Here is a 273-nt window from a genome sequence, read left to right as displayed (position 1 = left end):
CTCCTGGCTGGGCTCGACCTCGGCCAAGGCGATCATGTGCAGGTGCGGGTGCCACTGGCCCGAGTTGTCTCCCCGCTTCACTTCGTATGACCAAACAGCGCCCACAACACCATCGAGCACAGAGCCGCGACCACGTCGCCGGCGTTTCCATAGCTCGCGCTGGGCTCTATGAAGGTGCTTAAAGCGTTCAGCCAGGTCATCACCGTTCTTCACCGTCAAAGTCACCAAAAAAGGCCTCAGAGCCGTTTTCTCGGCTCGGATGACCTCCCACCT

1 protein-coding gene is annotated in these 273 nt (G+C 60.1%); it reads right to left on the bottom strand.

Going from position 1 to position 273, the window contains the following annotated elements; all coding sequences use genetic code 11:
• Positions 1–77: 77 nt before the first annotated feature.
• A complete protein-coding gene (locus ABG80_RS23760; RefSeq protein WP_268760952.1) occupies positions 78–200 on the bottom strand; it encodes a hypothetical protein in 123 nt (40 codons plus the stop codon).
• Between the last annotated feature and the right edge of the window lie 73 nt (positions 201–273).

The organism is Aquabacterium parvum, from assembly GCF_001447195.1.
Classification (GTDB): domain Bacteria; phylum Pseudomonadota; class Gammaproteobacteria; order Burkholderiales; family Burkholderiaceae_C; genus Aquabacterium; species Aquabacterium parvum.
Note: the sequence above shows the minus strand (reverse complement) of the source record. Positions and strands in the feature narration are given on the sequence as shown.